Source organism: Bradyrhizobium sp. USDA 3311 (assembly GCF_054062495.1).
Genome location: NZ_JBSSFI010000001.1, coordinates 1,833,165 through 1,849,587 on the forward strand (window position 1 = coordinate 1,833,165; position 16,423 = coordinate 1,849,587).

Sequence of the window (16,423 nt, forward strand, 5' to 3'; positions counted from 1 at the left end):
TCGCGAACCTTACTCCGCCGCCGGATGCACGATGCTCTTCGGTGCCGGCTGTGCCGGCGAAGCTTCGTGATGACCGGGGGCCTCGGTATCCTCGCTGTGCACGATCAGCCGCTTGCCGAAGCGCCAGATCAGGGCGCCGAGATCGTCCATCACCATGAACATCGCGGGCACGAACACCAGCGACAGGATGGTCGAGAAGATCAGGCCGCCGATCACCGCGAGCGCCATCGGCGAGCGGAATTCGCCGCCCGCGCCGACCGCGAGCGCGCTCGGCATCATGCCGGCGGCCATCGCGATCGTGGTCATCACGATCGGGCGGGCGCGCTTCATGCCGGCGTCGATCATGGCTTCGTCGCGCGGCTTGCCGTCGCGGATCGCCTCGATGGCGAACTCCACCAGCATGATCGCGTTCTTGGTGACGATGCCCATCAGCATCAGGATGCCGATCCAGACCGGCGTGGTGAGCTGCTTGCCGGTGACGAGCAGGGCCGCGATGGCGCCGCCGATCGACAGCGGCAGCGAGAACAGGATGGTGATCGGCTGCAGGAAGGTGCCGAACAGCAGCACCAGCACGGCATAGACCATCATCAGGCCCGCGGTGATCGCGGTGGCGAAACCGTCGGACAGCTCGTTCAGGCTTTCAGCGTCGCCGGACGGTGAGACCTTCACGCCCTTCGGCAGGCTCTTCATCACCGGCAGCTCGTTGATCTTCTTGGTGGCATCGCCGAGCGCCGCGGAGCCGACGAGGTCGGCGGCAACGGTGGCCTGGCGGTCCCGGTCGTAACGGTTGATGCTGGTCGGACCCTGGTCGAGCTTGACGTCGGCGATGACCGAGAGCGGCACGCCGCCCTTCTCGCCGTGCTCACCGAGCGGCACGCGCAACTGTTCGAGCGTCTTGAGGTTGCCGCGCGCGGCGTCCTCGAGCTGCACCCGGATCGGCACCAGGCGGTCGCCGACGTCGAATTTGGCAAGCGCAGGCCCGACGTCGCCGATGGTGGCGACGCGGATGGTCTGCGACAGGCTTTCTGTGGAGACACCGAGGCGTGCGGCGAGATCGGCGCGCGGCTCGATGCGCAGCTCGGGCCGCTCCAGCGTGGTTTCCGAGATCACGTTGGAGATGGTCGGGATCCGCTTCATCTGCGTCGCGAGCTCGCTGGCGACGTTGTTGACGATGTTGGCGTCGACGCCGGTCACGACCAGCGAGATCGCGCGCAGGCCGTTTTCGTCGAGGAACCAGAAGCGGATGTCGGGAATGTTCTCCAGCTCCTGGCTGATCGAGAATTCCAGCTCGCGCTGGGTGATGTCGCGATCGCCCTTGGGCGTATAGTTGATGATGAGGGCGGCGCGCCGGACTTCCTGGGTGCCGGGTGGGACGCGCCCGCCGTCGACGAAGATGCTCTTCACCTCGGGCCGCTTGCGCAGCCGCGCGACGATGTCCTCGGTGACCTTTTCGGTGTAGGCGAGCTGGGTGCCCGGCGGCAGCTCGAGGGCAAGCAGCGAGCGCGCGCTGTCCTGCGCCGGCAGGAAGCCCTGCGGCAGCAGCGTGATGCTCCAGATCGAGGCGGCGAAGATGCCGAAGCCGATGAGCACCGTGATGAAATAGTGCTTCACCGACCAGGCCACGATCCGGTGATAGGACCGCAGCACGCGCCCGGGCGGCGGCTCCTCGTGATGGCCGTGTTTGAGGAAGTAGGCGGCCAGCACCGGCGTGACGAAGCGCGCCGCGAGCAGCGAGAAGAACACCTGCACCGAGACGGTGATGCCGAACTGCTTGAAGAACTGTCCGGCGATGCCCGACATGAAGCTCGCGGGGGCGAAGATTGCGATGATGGTGAGCGAGATCGCGATCACCGCGAGGCCGATCTCGTCGGCGGCTTCCAGCGCGGCACGATAGGGCGATTTGCCCATGTTCATGTGCCGCACGATGTTCTCGATCTCGACGATGGCGTCGTCGACAAGAATACCCGTCGACAGCGTGATGGCGAGGAAGCTGACGAGGTTGAGCGAGAAGCCGAGGAGGTCCATCGCCCAGAATGCCGGGAAGATCGACAGCGGCAGCGAGATCGCGGCGATGATGGTGGCGCGCAGATCGCGCAGGAACAATAGCACGATGACGACGGCGAGGATGGCGCCCTCGAACAGGGTCGAGATCGCCGCTTCGTAATTGCCGTTGGTGTATTCGACCGAGGTGTCGATCAGCTTGAGGTCGACGTCGGGATAGGCGGCCTTGAGCGCGTCGATGCGCTTCTGCACGGCGTCGGCGACCTTCACGTCGCTGGCGCCCTTGGAGCGCTTGATGCCGAGCGCGACCACCGGCTCGCCGTTGAAGCGGGCGAAGGTGCGGCGGTCGGCGATGGTGTCGGTGACGGTGCCGAGATCGTCGAGCCGGACCTCGCCGCCGCCGAACAGCGGGACCATGGTGCCGGCGAGGTCGCTCAGCGTCTTGGCGCCGGCCAGGGTGCGGATCGCCTGGTCGTTCTTGCCGATCTCGGCGCGGCCGCCGGCGACGTCGACATTGGTGCCGCGCAGGCTCTGGCTGACATTGACGGCGGTCAGGCCCATCGCCTGAAGGCGGTCGGGATCGAGCGAGACCAGGATCTCGCGCTCGACACCGCCGATGCGCTCGACCTGGGCGACGCCGCGCACGCCCTGGAGCGCGCGCTTGACCACGTCGTCGACGAAATAGGAGAGCTGCTCCGGCGTCTTGCCGGGCGAGATCGCCGCATAGGTCACGATCGGCAGGCCGATGACGTCGACGCGCTGGATCAGGGGTTCGGTGACGTTCTGCGGCAGGTTGGAGCGCACCCGCGTCACCGCGTCCTTGACGTCGTTGAGCGCGCGGTCGGTGTTGGTCTCCAGCGCGAACTGGATGGTGGTCAGCGACAGGCCGTCGGTGATCGAGGAGGTGATGTGCCGCACGCCCTCGACGCCGGAGACCGCGTCTTCAATGGTCTTGGTGACCTGGGATTCGAGCTCGGCGGGCGCCGCACCGAACTGCGACACCGCGACCGAGATCACGGGAATGTCGGCCGAGGGCAGCCGCGTCACCGCGAGCTTGGCGAAGGAGGTCCAGCCGAGGATCAGCAGGATGATCGAAAAGACGACCGACGGCAGCGGATTCCGGATCGACCATGCCGAGATATTGAGAGCCATCAGCGTACCCGCGTGCGATCGAGTTCATCGGCGAACATGGTCTTGATCTGGTCGCCGTCATGCAGTGAAGAGCCGGCGTCGGCCACGACGATTTCGCCGACGTCGAGCCCATCCAGGATTTCCGTCGCGGTGTCGGACGACAGCCCGACCCGCACCTTGCGCGTCTCGATCGTGTTGCCCTTGACGACCTGCACGGTGAGATGGTCGATCGCGGTCTTGGGCACCGCGACGCCGCAGCTTCGCTTGGCGTCGATCGAGGCGCGGGCGAACACGCCGACCTTCAGCGAGGGATTGTTGGTGACGCTGATGCGGACGCGGCCGAGCTGGGTGGCGCGGTCGATTTCGGGCGCAACCAGCCGCACCCGGCCGATCAGATCGGGCGCGTCGTCGCGGCTGATGCGCACGGTCGCGCCGGCGCTGAGCTTGGGCATGTGCACGGCCGGGACCTGGGCGTCGAGCTCGATCTCGTTGTTGACGGCGATGCGGAACATCGGGCCGGCCTGCGGCGAGGCCGGCGCGCCGACGATGGTGCGAACTTCGGTGACGAGGCCCGGCGCCGGCGCCTTCAGCGAGATCGGGCCTTGCGGGCCGGGCCGCTGCGGCTGGCCCGGGATCTGCGGCGGCGCCGTCAGGCGCGCCAGCTCCTGGTTGTCGGTGACCATGGTGCCTTCGGTGACGAAGAGTTCGGTGACCCGGGAGCCTTCCTGGTCGGCGACGACAACGGCCTCGCGGCGCGGCACGAAAAAGCCGGTCACCCGGACGAGGTCGGAGAAGCAGGCATTGGTCGACTTCGTCACGATGACGAGCGCCTCGCCCGGCGTTTCCTTCGCCTCGGGGCGACGCCGATGCTCGAACAGATAATAGCCGATGCCGAGCGCGACGATGAACGCCACGGTTCCGGCAGGCTTGAGATAGTCGGAGACGTTCATCGCCGGATTGTCCTGGCCTGGCTCACGGCCATCCGCACGAGGCCTGCTGAGAGCGTTTCCCTGAAACAAAGCGGCGTCCCGCAAGGCTGCGGGACGCGCTTTGGAAGCGAGACTTTACACCACATCACGCACGGTCACTTCAACGGATTGCGTCGTGCTCACTTCGATGCGGTGGTCTTGTTTTCCATGTTGACGACCTGCACGCGGCGGTTGACCTCGGCCATTGGCTGGCTCGGGTCCTTCAGCTTGCTCTTGCCGTAACCGACGGTGACGAGGTCGGTCGCGGAGATGCTGTACTTCTCGACGAGGTAGCGCTTGATCGCATCCGCGCGGCGTTCAGACAGGTCCTGGTTGTAGCTCTCGCCACCGGCGGCGTCGGTGTGGCCGGCGACCACGAAGGTCGAGCCCTTCAGGTCGGGGCTGGTCAGCGCGCGACCGAGCGCCTGCACCGAAGCCAGCGACTTGGTGCTGATGTTGGCGGAGTTGTAGTCGAAGGTGATCTCGAGATCGATGTTCGGCTTGTCCTTGGCGACTGACGCGATTTCCTCGCGCTCGGTCGACGACAGCGAGCGCGTCGAGCGGCCGCGCACGGACTGGATCAGCTTGGTCTCCGATGCGCTCGGCGCGGGGTCGGCCTGCGGCGCGATCGAGAGGCCGCGGGTCAGCGGCTTCTTCTGCGGCGGCGCCAGCGCGCGGACGATCTCGTCCTCGGTGACGTTTTTGCTGTTGCCGTCGTCGCCGGCGAATGCGGGGGAGGCCGGCAGCGACAGCGCGGCACCAATGGCCATGATGGACAGGATTGCGGTAAGTCCTTTTGCAGCCGATCTCATTGCCAGTCCCTCCTGCGCAGCCGAGCTGCGTGGTTCCAAAATTCCTGCAATAGGCCCCCCGGGAAAGGCCGCCTGCGGCATCCGTCCATTAGTCTTGCCTGGGCCGCCGAGGTTCGAGGCGTCGGTCGCCTCAATTCAAAAAAATACTAGCGTACTCCGTAGCTTGCGAATTCCTGAACGATGTTCGGATCCATCGCCTTGGCATTGGCAATATCCAGCGCCCCTTCCTGGGCGGAGCCGTTGCGCTGCTTCGCAATGCCCCGTCCGTACAGCGAGGAGGTGAGGCGGGGATTGATCCTCAGGGCCGCATCGAAATCGGCGATCGCGTTCTTCACCGCTCCCGATTTCAGATTGACCAGCCCCCGGCTGTCCAGCGCATCGACGAAGTTCGGACGCAGCCGCAGCGCTTCGTTGCAATCCTTCAGCGCGCCCTGGAGATCGCCGACCACCGTGCGGGTCCAGCAGCGGTTGTTGAGCGCCTCGACGTCCTTCGAGTTGATCCGGAGCGTGTCGTCGAAATCCTTGATGGCGAGGTTGTAGGCGCCCTTGCTGGCATAGACCTGGCCGCGGCGGTACAGCGCGTTCACGTCGTCAGGATTGGCCGCGATCTTGGCCGTCAGGCCCTTGATGGTGGGGTCCTCCGCGAGGGCGGCCGCGCTAGGCCCGGCGTCCGCGTTCGGCGCGGGAGCGGGGTCGGCCGGTTTCACCGGCGGCGGCGGGGGTAAGGCGGCCTCGACCTGGGGCTTCGGTGATGGGGCCGGGACGGGCGCGGGAGCCGGTGCGGCCGCCGTGTCGGCCGGCTTCGGCGGCGGAGGCGGTGATGGCGGCGCCGGTGGTGCCGGCGGCGGGTTATTGGCGACGACGGGTGGCGGCGCGGGGGGCGCGGGCGGCGGCGCCATTGTCGGACGCGATCCGCCGGCTCCCGGAATGAACGAGAAATCCTCGGCCAATGAAGAGGATATCCACGGCACCTGCTCGCCGCGCGAGGCGCGGGTGACGCCCATCTTGGTGCGGTTCAGCGTCTCCTCGGCCATCAGGTCGGGGACGCGGATTTCCTTCAGCAGTTCCTGGACGAACAGGCTGTGCTCGCCGCCGGCGTCCGACACCACCGAGGCCAGCGCCGCCGAATACATCACCAGCGTTCCGTTCGGCGCGATGACCGGGGTCAGGCCGGCCGAGAAGCTGCGGAACCGGCGCTCGAACGGGTTACGCCTGGAGGCATCGATCAGCGCGATCTTGACGCCGGCGCCGCGGGTGTTGAGCTCGCCGAGGACGGCTTCCAGGCTGAAACCGTCGCGGCGCACGTCGGATTCGGTCCAGATTTGCGCGTCGATCGGCAGCATGTAGCTCTGGCGCGCCGACTGGATGCCGAAACCGCTGAAAAACACCAGCGCCACCGAGCCCGGCTTGATCTTGCCGTAGAGCTTGTCGAAGGCGCGGCGCATGCCGTCGCCGGTCAGGTTCTCGCCGATCTCGACCGAAAAGCCGTCGCGCTTGAGCTCGTCGGCGACGTCACGTGCGTCGTTGAGCGGCTCCTTCAGCGGGGCGTCTGCATCCGGATATTTGGCGTTGCCGATGACCAGCGCATAACGGTCGCCGGCCGCAAGCGACGGTGCGGTCGGGACGAGCGAAACGAGCAAGGCAAGAAGGAAAAGGAAGCGAATTTTCATAATCAGCGCGGTCCAGCCAAAAGGGCGCCGTTCCCAGCTTGCGCCGCGGCGACCTTAACTTACGCAATGTGCATTATCAAACCGGGGAGAGGGGGCGTCAACCGCTTGGAGATTCGGCATTATCGCGACGATTGACCGCAACGCAGGGGCGCGCCGCGAGGGGAATAAACGGGCCATCATGGTCGTGCTCGACGCGATCCGGTTGGGCATTGCAGCGCCCATCTCGGGGCACCCCTGTTAGGGGAGTCTTTTTTAGGGGAATCTTGGCGCCGAAAATGTGATTGGTCTCACATTGGAGGGGGCCTCCGCGCATCACGCATGGCGTTTGACCTTTCCGGCGGACAATGGCTTGGTGCGCTCGTACCTCCCCGAAGGTCCACACAAGAAGCAAGACCAAAAGAAAAATCATGGGAAACGCCTACGAAATCTACGCACTGCGCTATGCGACCATGTCGCCGCGCACTCCCAGCATGAACTTCCTGGCGCCGGATCCGCATGACAGCGCGGCGCAGGACCTCGACTACTTCGTCTGGCTGATCCGCGGCGGCGGCCGCGACATCCTGGTCGATACCGGCTTCAATGCCGAGGAGGCGAGCGCACGCGCGCGCAAGCTGACGCTCAATCCGGTCGATGCGCTGGAGCGCTTTGGCGTCAAGGCGTCGGCGATTCGCGACATCATCGTGACGCATTTGCATTACGACCATGCCGGCAATCTCGACCGCTTCCCGAACGCGCGCTTCCATCTCCAGGAGCGCGAGATGGCCTACGCGACCGGCCGCTGCATGTGCAACGGACTGCTGCGACATCCGTTCTCGGTCGAGCACGTCACGCAGATGGTGCGCCATGTCTATGGCGAGCGCGTCAATTTCTATTCCGGCGACGGCGAGATCGCGCCCGGAATCACCGTGCACCGTGTCGGCGGCCATTCGGACGGCTTGCAGGTGGTCAAGGTCGAGACCGCGCGCGGGCCGGTGGTGCTGGCGTCCGACGCCGCGCACTACTACGCCAATCTCCAGCGCCGCAGCCCGTTCCCGATCGTCTACAATGTCGGTGACATGGCGGCAGGTTGGGAGACGATCGAGCGCCTCGCCGGCCATCCTGACAGATTCATCCCCGGCCACGATCCGATCGTGACGGAGATCTATCCGCGTGCGAGCGACAAGGTCGACGCCTGGGCGCTGCATTTGCCGCCGTCGCGGTCGTTCGTGAAATAGCGGTTGAGACCTGCCCCACGCTCGTCGTCCCGGACAAGCGCGCCCAAAGCGCGCGTAGATCCGGGACCCATAATCCCAGGGAAGAGTTTGGCGCGACACTGCAACCGCGAGTCTTCGTGATCACTGCGTCCTGTGGTTATGGATCCCGGATCTGCGCTTCGCTCTAGACAACGCTTCGCGTTGTCTAGAGCACTGCTTGTCCGGGACGACGATTGAGTTTTGGACGGCGCCGCGCGTCGCGCCTCCTCGCCATGAGGGTCAACTAGTCGTCAGGAATGCAGGGGCGTGTACTTCGTAAATCCGGGATGTTTGCTTTCTAGGGTAAAGCGGACACCCAGCCCCGAACCCGGAATGTCGCCTTGTGACGCACAAGAGACATCAGAGCGAAACCAACCGACGGCAGCTTATTGAATGGCTTACATCGATGCTTTCGCATCCGGTCGCCTCGCAACGAGAACATTGCCGATGCACTGTAGCACCGTCTCGCGTCTTTGGTTGCGCAAGTGGATTTGGTTGCGAAGGATTCCCCTATCGGAGCTCGACCTCGACTCGCGCTTCTCCAGAACGATCGATTCAAGATCGAGGTGGTCTCCGGGGCGTACCGCGTTCGGCAGCCTCACCTCATCCCAGCCGAGCCCGGCAAGGACACGGAGCGGAGGCTGTAGTTTGCTCGTTAGCGAGATGAAGATCGCGAACGTGTGGGCACCGGATGCCGTCAGTCCCGCAAAAACTGAGCGCGCAGCAGCTTCCTCATCGATGTGGAAGGGCCGTGCGTCATATTGCTTGGCGAACTGAATAATTTCGTCCTTGGAGACAAAATAGGGGCCGGCCTTGCGGCTATCGCCAATCTCGGTGTCTTCAAAATAGCCGCTGGTCATCGGTCAATCCTTTACAAGCGCCCGCCAATCTAGGTCATGCTCCCTGGCAAGAAGCACCGGATCGATATCTCCGGATAGAGGTCGTTGTAGATCGGCCAGACCATGGTGCGTCCGACTTTGTTCGGTACGGTGATGATGGCATCGTCAGGCACATCGACCCAGATCATCACTTTGGAGTCGGCGGTTTTCGGCAGTCGCACACGGTAGTGGCCGTCTCTGGCTTCCCAGTCTACGTCTTCGACGGCATGACCGTCGGCGTGCGAACAGCAGAGGCCTTTGCCGCTTGCCAAACTCTCAAACCATTCGAGAAGTGGTGAATTCCTGTAGCGTCCGTCGAGATCGCGCCCCGGCGCCGGCGCCGGCGACATCACCATCGCGATAGCCGCGCTCATGGCGATTTGCGAAATCCCGCGTTTGATCAACGCTGTGCAGTGCCGCCCCATGGTGCCTCCGGGCGAACTGTAACCGCTTGTGAGTAGGTATCTTTCGGCTAAGGGAGGTTCACAAATTGGGGTGAGGCCGAACGTCGCGAAGTATCCGACAAAGTTTGGTAGCCTCGTGTGTTCTAGTTCGCCTGTTGCACACCAAGAGCTAGTGCAAGTGGGACGTGCATAGCGAAGATCAAACAAGGGGGTTTGACCATGCCCTCGATATTCGATTTTCTGTACCGCGAATTTTGTCGTGCGCGTCTCTCTGAAATGCGGAGACAGCTCCTTGTGGCCCGACGCGAAGAGGTTCGGGAAGCCGCATGGGTTCGCTGCACCCTAGACCGGTCTTTGGCCGCACGGCTCTCGACCGGCGTTTTTGCCCAACACCCGGACCTCGCATCATAGGGGCTTCCTGTGAACCTCCGCGGCCACTCCTAGACTTACCCATGGGAGGGTCAATGGAGGGACTAGGTCATGGCTATTGTACAATTCACACGCTTCAAGAGCGACAAACCTGAGGAAATGATCAAGACCGCCAAGCAGGCGAAGGCAATCTTCGAAAAGCACGGCGCTGAATTTCTTCGACTTTCCCGATTTCACACTGGTACGTGGGCTGGGGAGTTTCTTATCGCTACGCGCTATTCCAGTTGGGAAGTGTACGGAAAGGTGCAGGAGGCATTGGCAAAGGATGAAGCATTCACAAAGCTGTACGCGCACACACTAACCTTTGCCGAATTGAAGGGCCGTAACATCGCGGTCGGCATCGATCTCTGAGGCTCCGCTGAGAGTTGCGGGCGTAGCGTTAGAGTATTGAGGTTCTGTGAGCCGCATCGGCCGCGCGGCGGTCCTGACCGGCCGCAATGTGCCGACGCCGCCAAGCGCAGTTGTCTTGACCGCGTCGTCGCTTCGGCATCGGGCCGCCGTCGGCCGAGCGGAAAGTCGCGACAAAGACGGCTCAGCAACTACATGCTGGAGCGTCTATTCCGCACCCTAATACGCCTGCTTGGCATCCGCCTCTTCGCTGGTCTGGATCAGGTCGAGACTCTGCTCGATCTTGCCGAGCAGAGCCGAGAGCTGCTTGCGCTCCTGCGCCGAGAGGCAGGCGAGGATCTCGTCCTCACGCCGCAGCAATTGCGGGAACAGCTCTTCGTAGAGCGCGCGGCCCTTCTTCGTCAGTTGCAGGCGGAATTCGCGGCGGTCGGCTTCGTTCTCGACGCGCTCGATTAGTCCCTCATGCAACAGCATGGTGACGGCGCGGCTGATGGTCGATTTGTGCGTGCGGGTGCATTGCGAGATGTACTGCGCGCTACAGGCATCGTTGCGGAAACCGAGCGTCGCGATCACGCGCCAGGCCGGAATGTCGAGGCCGTGACGCTCCTGATATTCGACCGCGAGCGCGGAACTCACCTCCGCGGCAAGCCGGTTGAGGCGGAACGGCACGAACTTGAACAGATCGAGCCGCGTTTTTTGCCGCGGCGACGCCTCGCCCGCCTCTTGTCTCTGCAGCGCCGCATCGCTGGATGTCCTCGCCAAGGCTTGCGCTCCGAATTCCAGTTGACGGCCGGCCGGCTCCGGTCCAAAATAGTTGCACGTGAGACTATCTAGCAGATCAGCCCTCTCCTGACCAGAGCCGAGGTTAGCGCATGGCGCAGGTCAATGTGCATCAGACCAAGACCCAATTCGGCTATCGCCGCCACCCCGATCAGGACCGTCCCGGGCAAAGCCCGGCCGAGCATCCGGTTGTGGTTGTCGGCGCGGGCCCGGTCGGACTGTCGCTGGCGATCGACCTCGCGCAGCGCGGCCAGAGCGTCGTCCTTCTGGATGATGCCGACCGCATCGGCGAAGGCTCGCGCGCGATCTGCTTCTCGAAGCGCTCGCTGGAGTACTGGGACCGGCTTGGCGTCGGCGACCGCATGGTCGGGAAGGGCGTGGTGTGGAGCGTCGGTCGCATCTTCCATGGCGAGTCCCAGCTCTACCAGTTCAACCTGCTGCCGGAAGACGGTCACAAGCGGCCGGCCTTCATCAATCTCCAGCAATATTACGCCGAGGCCTATCTGGTCGATCGCATCAGCGATCTGCCTGAGGTCGACCTGCGCTGGCGCAACAAGGTGACCGCGCTCGAGCAGCGCAACGATTCCGTCGCGCTGACGATCGAGACGCCGGAGGGCGCCTACCGCCTGCACGCGCAATATGTCGTCGCCTGCGACGGCGCGCGGTCGTCGCTGCGGCAGATGGTTGGCGCCGAGTTCGCCGGCCAGGTGTTCGAGGACCAGTTCCTGATCGCCGACGTCAAGATGACGGCGGAATTCCCGACCGAGCGCTGGTTCTGGTTCGATCCGCCGTTCCATGCGGGACGCTCGGCGCTGCTGCACCGGCAGCCCGACGATGTCTGGCGCATCGACCTCCAGCTCAATCGCTACGCCGATCCCGTCGTCGAGAAGAAGCCGGAAAACGTGCGGCCGCGGATTGCGCGCATGCTGGGCCACGACAAGTTCGAGTTCGAGTGGATCTCGCTCTACAAATTCCAGTGCCGGCGCATGGACCGCTTCATCCATGGTCGCGTGATCTTTGCCGGCGACTCCGCGCATCAGGTCTCGCCCTTCGGTGCGCGCGGCGCCAATTCAGGGCTCGAGGACGCGGAAAACCTGTCCTGGAAGCTCGACCGCGTCCTGCGCGGCACCTCGCCCGCGAGCCTGCTGGAGAGCTACCACGTCGAGCGCAGCATGGCGGCCGACGAGAACATCCGCGAATCCACCCGCTCGACCGATTTCATGGCGCCGAACTCGCACCAGGAGGCGCGGCTGCGCAAGGCGGTGCTGTCGCTCGCTAAGGAGACCGAATTCGGCAAGCGCATGGTCAATGGCGGCCGGCTCTCGGTGCCGTGCAGCTATGATACGTCGCTGTCGTCGCCCGATGCGGATATGTGGGGCGCTGGCCCGCGGCCCGGCTGTTCCATGTTGGATGCGCCGGTTGCCACAAGCGCGGGTGAGCAGGCCTATCTGACGGATGCATTCCGCAAGGGCGGAACAGACTTCACCTTGCTGTCGTTCAGCAATGGCACGGAGCTCGGCGTGCCCGAAGGCGTGAAGGATATCCGCATCGGCGGCGAGGGCGGCCTTGCTGATCCCTCGGGCCTCGTCGCAAGGCGCTACGACGCCGACGCGGGTGCTGCCTATCTGCTCAGGCCCGATGGTTACGTTGCTGCGCGGTTCCGTCATCCGACGCGCGAGACCATTGCTGCGGCGCTGTCGCGCGCCGAAGGCTTGAATTGAGGTTTGGTATGCCGCTGTCCACCAGTTCCAACTTCGCACGCCCGGACGACGCCTTTCGCGCCATCGTCGAGGCGCATCGCGGCCTCACGGAGGAGCAGAGCGCCGATTTCGACGCGGCATTGGTGCTGATCCTCGCCAACCATATCGGCGACATCGATGTGCTGCGGGAAGCGATCGGGCTCGCCAAGCGCCGCATGATCGACGGCCAGCAGCAGCAACAACAGCAACAACAATAACCCTGTGACCTAAGGATGAATTGATGGCGAAGAACTTCGCGTCCACCGGCGATCTCGCCGAGAAGAAGATCACCTTCTCCGAGATCGGCGCCGATCTCTATGCTTTTACCGCGGAGGGCGATCCGAACACGGCCGTGATCGTCGGCGACGACGGCTGCCTCGTGTTCGACGCGCAGGCAACGCCCGCGATGGCGAACAAGGTGATCGAGCGCGTCCGCACCGTCACCGACAAGCCGATCAAATATGTCGTGCTGTCGCACTATCACGCCGTGCGCGTGCTGGGGGCCTCCGCCTACAAGGCGCAAGGTATCGTCGCCTCGCAGGAGACCTATCGTCTCATCGAGGAGCGCGGCAAGCAGGATTGGGATTCCGAATACGGCCGCTTCCCGCGCCTGTTCCAGGATGCGCAAAGCATTCCCGGCCTGACCTGGCCGACGCTGACCTTCGAAGGCGAGATGTCGATCTATCTCGGCAAGCGTGAAGTGCGGCTGATGCAGCTCGGCGCGGGCCACACCTCGGGCGACATCGTCGCCTGGGTGCCGGATGCCGAAGTGATGTTCTCCGGCGATCTCATCGAGTACCACTCGGCCTGCTATTGCGGCGATGCGCATTTGCGCGAATGGCCGCTGACGCTGAACGAGATCCGCAACTTCAATCCCAAGGCGATCGCGCCGGGGCGCGGCGATGCGCTGAAGGGCACAGCCACCGTGCGCGAGGCCATCGCGATGACGCGGGACTTCGTCACCTCGCTCTATGGCGCCGCCGAAATCTCGGTCGCCAGAGGACGCACGCTGAAGGAATCGATGGCGGCGACGCGCGAGGTGATGGATCCGAAGTTTTCGAGCTTCGCCATCTACGAGCACTGCCTGCCGTTCAACGTGTCGCGCGCCTATGACGAAGCGTCGGGGATCGACGACCCCGTGATCTGGACCGACAAGCGCGACCAGGAGATGTGGACCGCCTTGCAAGGAGGAGGATAGTCATGAACATCAATACCTCGCCTGACCAGATCATCCGCAGCTCGGCCCAGGTCACGCCGGGCTACATGTCCGGCTTCGGCAACAGCTTTGAGACGGAGGCGCTGCCGGGCGCGCTGCCGATCGGGCGCAACTCGCCGCAGCGCTGCGCCTACGGGCTCTATGCCGAGCAGCTGTCGGGCTCGCCCTTCACCGCGCCGCGCGGCAGCAATGAGCGCTCCTGGCTCTACCGCATCCGCCCCTCGGTGAAGCATTCGGGCCGCTTCGAGAAGGCCGATGCCGGCCTGTGGCGCTCGGCGCCGTGCCATGAATACGATCTGCCCATCGCTCAGATGCGCTGGGACCCGACGCCGGTGCCGCAGGAGGATGTCACCTTCGTTCAGGGCGTGCAGACCATGACGACGGCCGGCGACGTCAATACGCAGGCCGGCATGGCCGCGCATGTCTATCTCATCACCAAGTCGATGGTGGACCAGCATTTCTACAATGCCGACGGCGAGCTGATGTTCGTGCTCCAGCAGGGGAACCTGCGCCTCGTCACCGAGTTCGGCCGCATCGACGCCGAGCCCGGCGAGATCGTGGTGATCCCGCGCGGCGTAAAATTCCGCGTCGAGATTCCGAACGGGCCGGCGCGCGGTTATCTCTGCGAGAACTACGGCGGCGCCTTCACGCTGCCGGAGCGCGGGCCGATCGGTGCCAACTGCCTCGCCAATGCGCGCGACTTCCTGACGCCGGTCGCGAACTACGAGGACAAGGACACGCCGACCGAGCTCTACGTGAAATGGGGCGGTGCGCTGTTCAAGACGACCTTGCCGCATTCGCCGATCGATGTCGTCGCCTGGCACGGCAATTACGCGCCCTATAAATACGATCTGCGCACCTTCTCGCCGGTCGGCGCGATCGGCTTCGACCATCCCGATCCGTCGATCTTCACGGTGCTGACCTCGCCGTCGGAGACCGCGGGCACCGCGAACATCGATTTCGTGATCTTCCCGGAGCGCTGGATGGTCGCCGACAACACCTTCCGGCCGCCCTGGTACCACATGAACATCATGAGCGAGTTCATGGGTCTGATCTACGGCGTCTACGACGCCAAGCCGCAGGGCTTCGTCCCCGGCGGCATGAGCCTGCACAATTGCATGCTGCCGCACGGCCCGGATCGTGACGCCTTCGAGCACGCCAGCAACGGCGAATTGAAGCCGGTGAAGCTGACCGGCACCATGGCCTTCATGTTCGAGACCCGCTACCCGCAGCGCGTCACCGCGCATGCCGCGAACGCGTCCACGCTTCAGGACGATTACGCGGATTGCTGGAAGGGTCTGGAGAAGCGGTTCGATCCGAACAGGCCGTAGTGACTTCGTCATTCCGGGATGCGCCAGAGGCGCAGGCCCGGGATCCATACTCACGATCGTGGTTATGGATTCCGGGCTCGCGCTCCGCGCGCCCCGGAATGACGGAGGAGAAACCGTCTCAGAACATCCGGCAGGAAACCAATGCCCCACCCCAACGATCCCAGCCTCCGCTCCTTCATCGACGTCGATCCGGCCTCCGACTTCCCGATCCAGAACCTGCCCTATGGCGTGTTCTCGACCGCGGCCAGCCCGACGCCGCGGGTTGGCGTTGCGATCGGCAATTACGTGCTCGATCTCTGGGAGCTCGAGCAGGACTCGCGTCTCGATGTCGGCGCGCTCGGCGTGTTCTCGGGCGCCTCGCTCAATCCGTTCATGGCGCTGGGGCCGAAGGTCTGGGCAAGGACGCGGGCGCGGATCAGCGAGCTCCTGCGCGCGGATCATCCGGAGCTGCGCGACAATGAGGAGCTGCGCAAGCAGGCCCTGGTGCCGATGCGCGACGCCAAGCTGCACATGCCGTTCGCGGTCTCCGGCTACACCGATTTCTATTCGTCCAGGGAGCACGCCACCAATGTCGGCGTGATGTTCCGCGGCAAGGACAATGCGTTGCAGCCGAACTGGCTGCATATGCCGATCGCCTATAACGGCCGCGCGTCCACGGTCGTGGTGTCAGGTACCAACGTGAAGCGCCCGCGCGGGCAGTTGAAGCCGCCGAATGTCGACGTGCCGAGCTTTGGTCCCTGCAAGCGGCTCGATTTCGAGTTGGAGATGGGCGTGGTGGTCGGCCAGCCCTCAGCCATGGGCGGCATGCTCACCGAGCAACAGGCCGAAGAGATGATCTTCGGCTTCGTGCTGCTCAACGACTGGAGCGCGCGCGACATCCAGCAATGGGAGTACGTGCCGCTCGGTCCGTTCCTGGCAAAGGCGTTTGCGACCTCGATCAGCCCGTGGGTGGTGACGCGCGAGGCGCTGGAGCCGTTCCGGCTGAAGGGGCCGGAGCAGGAGCCGGTGCCGCTCGATTATCTCAAGCAGGCCAGGCCGCAGAACTACAGCATCGAGCTCGACGTCTCGCTGCGGCCCGGCGGCGCCAACGCGCCCACCAGCATCAGCCGCACCAATTTCAAATACATGTACTGGTCCTCGGTGCAGCAGCTGATGCACCACGCCTCCTCTGGCTGCGCCATGAATGTCGGCGATCTCTTAGGGAGCGGCACCATCTCCGGCCCGGAGAAGAACCAGCGCGGCAGCCTGCTCGAGATCAGCTGGAACGGCACCGAGCCGGTCGAACTCCCCGGCGGCATCAAGCGCTCGTTCCTGGAGGACGGCGACAGCCTCGTCATGCGGGGTTGGTGCCAGGGCGCCGGCTATCGCGTCGGGTTCGGCCAGGTCGAGGGGACGATTTTGCCGGCGGAGTGAGATGGTCGTCATTCCGGGGCGATGCGAAGCATCGAACCCGGAATCTCGAGGTTCCGGGTTCGCGCTTCGCG

The 16,423-nt window shown here is 64.4% G+C and carries 14 protein-coding genes; 7 read left to right on the forward strand and 7 right to left on the reverse strand.

Going from position 1 to position 16,423, the window contains the following annotated elements; genetic code table 11:
* Positions 1-9 precede the first annotated feature (9 nt).
* The 4 genes from ACVWW6_RS08680 to ACVWW6_RS08695 all read right to left on the reverse strand — a co-directional run bounded on the left by ACVWW6_RS08680 (position 10) and on the right by ACVWW6_RS08695 (position 6,582).
* Entirely contained in the window at positions 10-3,153 is a 3,144-nt protein-coding gene (locus tag ACVWW6_RS08680; protein WP_161532678.1) for an efflux RND transporter permease subunit, read from the reverse strand.
* Positions 3,153-4,082, reverse strand: coding sequence for an efflux RND transporter periplasmic adaptor subunit (locus ACVWW6_RS08685; RefSeq protein WP_456680530.1), 930 nt, complete (start codon positions 4,080-4,082; stop codon positions 3,153-3,155). Before ACVWW6_RS08685 ends, ACVWW6_RS08680 begins: the two co-directional genes overlap by 1 nt.
* A 158-nt stretch (positions 4,083-4,240) precedes the next feature.
* The gene (locus ACVWW6_RS08690; RefSeq protein ID WP_028175667.1) at positions 4,241-4,912 is read right to left on the reverse strand and encodes an OmpA family protein; all 672 of its coding nucleotides are present in this window, start codon (positions 4,910-4,912) and stop codon (positions 4,241-4,243) included.
* Positions 4,913-5,058: 146 nt separating this feature from the next.
* Complete coding sequence (locus tag ACVWW6_RS08695) at positions 5,059-6,582, reverse strand: caspase family protein (protein ID WP_456680531.1); 1,524 nt, start codon at positions 6,580-6,582, stop codon at positions 5,059-5,061.
* Positions 6,583-6,989: 407 nt separating this feature from the next.
* On the opposite strand from ACVWW6_RS08695, the gene ACVWW6_RS08700 reads away from it, so the two are divergent.
* Positions 6,990-7,796 (forward strand): N-acyl homoserine lactonase family protein, encoded by an 807-nt coding sequence (locus tag ACVWW6_RS08700; protein WP_456680532.1) that lies wholly within the window; start codon positions 6,990-6,992, stop codon positions 7,794-7,796.
* 416 nt (positions 7,797-8,212) lie between these two features.
* On the opposite strand, the gene ACVWW6_RS08705 is transcribed toward ACVWW6_RS08700, so the two are convergent.
* Positions 8,213-8,674, reverse strand: a complete 462-nt coding sequence (locus ACVWW6_RS08705; RefSeq protein WP_028175664.1) for a MaoC/PaaZ C-terminal domain-containing protein — start codon at positions 8,672-8,674, stop codon at positions 8,213-8,215.
* Between the two features lie 29 nt (positions 8,675-8,703).
* Complete coding sequence (locus ACVWW6_RS08710) at positions 8,704-9,066, reverse strand: hypothetical protein (RefSeq protein WP_060909787.1); 363 nt, start codon at positions 9,064-9,066, stop codon at positions 8,704-8,706.
* Between the two features lie 510 nt (positions 9,067-9,576).
* On the opposite strand from ACVWW6_RS08710, the gene ACVWW6_RS08715 reads away from it, so the two are divergent.
* Positions 9,577-9,876, forward strand: a complete 300-nt coding sequence (locus tag ACVWW6_RS08715; RefSeq protein ID WP_404525116.1) for a hypothetical protein — start codon at positions 9,577-9,579, stop codon at positions 9,874-9,876.
* Positions 9,877-10,092: 216 nt separating this feature from the next.
* Here ACVWW6_RS08715 and ACVWW6_RS08720 read toward each other — a convergent pair whose 3' ends face one another.
* Complete coding sequence (locus ACVWW6_RS08720) at positions 10,093-10,635, reverse strand: MarR family winged helix-turn-helix transcriptional regulator (RefSeq protein ID WP_038967447.1); 543 nt, start codon at positions 10,633-10,635, stop codon at positions 10,093-10,095.
* Positions 10,636-10,745: 110 nt separating this feature from the next.
* Here ACVWW6_RS08720 and ACVWW6_RS08725 point away from each other — a divergent pair, with 110 nt between their 5' ends.
* The 5 genes from ACVWW6_RS08725 (at position 10,746) to fahA (ending at position 16,352) form a co-directional block, all read left to right on the forward strand.
* Positions 10,746-12,374 (forward strand): FAD-dependent oxidoreductase, encoded by a 1,629-nt coding sequence (locus ACVWW6_RS08725; RefSeq protein ID WP_456680533.1) that lies wholly within the window; start codon positions 10,746-10,748, stop codon positions 12,372-12,374.
* Between the two features lie 8 nt (positions 12,375-12,382).
* On the forward strand, positions 12,383-12,610 hold the full coding sequence (locus tag ACVWW6_RS08730) for a DUF2783 domain-containing protein (protein ID WP_060909790.1): 228 nt from the start codon (positions 12,383-12,385) through the stop codon (positions 12,608-12,610).
* 23 nt (positions 12,611-12,633) lie between these two features.
* The gene (locus tag ACVWW6_RS08735; RefSeq protein ID WP_456680534.1) at positions 12,634-13,590 is read left to right on the forward strand and encodes an MBL fold metallo-hydrolase; all 957 of its coding nucleotides are present in this window, start codon (positions 12,634-12,636) and stop codon (positions 13,588-13,590) included.
* Between the two features lie 2 nt (positions 13,591-13,592).
* Positions 13,593-14,939 (forward strand): homogentisate 1,2-dioxygenase, encoded by a 1,347-nt coding sequence (gene hmgA, locus ACVWW6_RS08740; RefSeq protein WP_456680535.1) that lies wholly within the window; start codon positions 13,593-13,595, stop codon positions 14,937-14,939.
* Between the two features lie 141 nt (positions 14,940-15,080).
* Positions 15,081-16,352 carry a fumarylacetoacetase gene (gene fahA, locus ACVWW6_RS08745; protein ID WP_456680536.1) on the forward strand — a complete coding sequence of 424 codons (1,272 nt, stop codon included), beginning with the start codon at positions 15,081-15,083 and terminating at the stop codon, positions 16,350-16,352.
* Positions 16,353-16,423 lie beyond the last annotated feature (71 nt).